Origin of the sequence: Micromonospora sp. MW-13 (genome assembly GCF_003434305.1) — a bacterium.
Taxonomy (GTDB): Bacteria; Actinomycetota; Actinomycetes; order Mycobacteriales; family Micromonosporaceae; genus Micromonospora.
Genome location: NZ_QKKX01000111.1, coordinates 1 through 1254, shown reverse-complemented (window position 1 = coordinate 1254; position 1254 = coordinate 1). Strand labels below are relative to the sequence as shown.

The 1254-nt window shown below is 72.2% G+C and carries 1 protein-coding gene; it reads left to right on the top strand.

From position 1 onward, the window contains the following. Positions 1 to 86: 86 nt before the first annotated feature. Positions 87 to 1254: N-acetylmuramoyl-L-alanine amidase (locus C5N14_RS31450; RefSeq protein ID WP_133305780.1), on the top strand; the 1168-nt coding region annotated here is incomplete at its 3' end.

The window sequence follows — 1254 nt, the reverse complement described above, 5'->3', positions numbered from 1 at the left end:
AACCACCTTCAACACCCCACAAAAATGGCACGACTTCTTCGGCCTCCCCCAAGAAACCACCCTCTGAACCCCTTCGGAGAGTCGCCATGTTCATTCGTTCCCCGCGACGCAGGCAGAAGCCTCCGCTGGCCGGCGTCCTCGTCGCCACCCTGACCGCCGCCACCCTGACGGCCGCCGCGCCGGCCACCGCCGCGCCGACCGACCGGGCCGACGGCCTCGCCGCCGCCTTCACCGCCGCCAGCAGCCGCTACGACGTGCCCCGGGACCTGCTGGTGGCGGTGGGCTACGGCGAGAGCCGGCTCGACGACCACGGCGGGCAGCCCAGCGCCGCCAACGGCTACGGTCCGATGCACCTGGTCAGCAACCCCACCAACCGGTCACTGGACGAGGCCGCCGCGCTCACCGGAGCAGCGGTGGATCAGCTCAGGGCCCGGCCGGAGGTGAACGTCCGGGGCGCGGCGGCCGTGCTGCGCTCCTACGCCGACACGGCGCGGCTGCGGGCCGCCGACCGGCACCGGGTCGACGCCTGGTACCCGGTCGTGGCCCGCTACGCCCACGCCGGCGACGACGCCACCGCCCGTCTCTACGCCGACCATGTCTACGACCTGCTGCGGCAGGGCTTCGCGGGACGTACACCCACCGGGCAGCGGATCAGCGTCACCGCCCGGCCGGTGCGGCCGGAACTCGGCCGGTACGCCACGGTCGCCCCCGCCGGGAGCCGGTCCACCGGGTCCCCGACCGCCCTGGCTGCGGTTCCCGAGTACGGTCCGGCCCGGTGGGTCGCCGCCAACGGCGGCAACTACCAGCCGGGACGGTCGGCCCGGATCACCACCGTGGTCGTCCACGTCACCCAGGGCTCGTACGCGGGGACCATCAGTTGGTTCCAGAACCCGTCGGCCGGGGTCAGCGCGCACTACGTCGTCCGGTCCAGCACCGGAGAGATCACCCAGATGGTGCGGGAGGGCGACACCGCCTACCACGCCCGTTCGGCCAACCCGTACTCGGTGGGCATCGAACACGAGGGCTTCGTGGACAACCCGGCCTGGTTCACCGACGCGATGTACCGCTCGTCGGCCGCCCTCACCCGCTACCTGTGCGACAAGTACGGCCTGCCCAGGGACCGCAGCGCCATCAAGGGGCACAACGAGCTGCCGGGCAACGACCACACCGATCCCGGGCCCCACTGGAACTGGAACTACTACATCTCCCTGGTGAACGCCGGTGGCGGTGGGGGTGGTCGGTATCTGGCGGGCT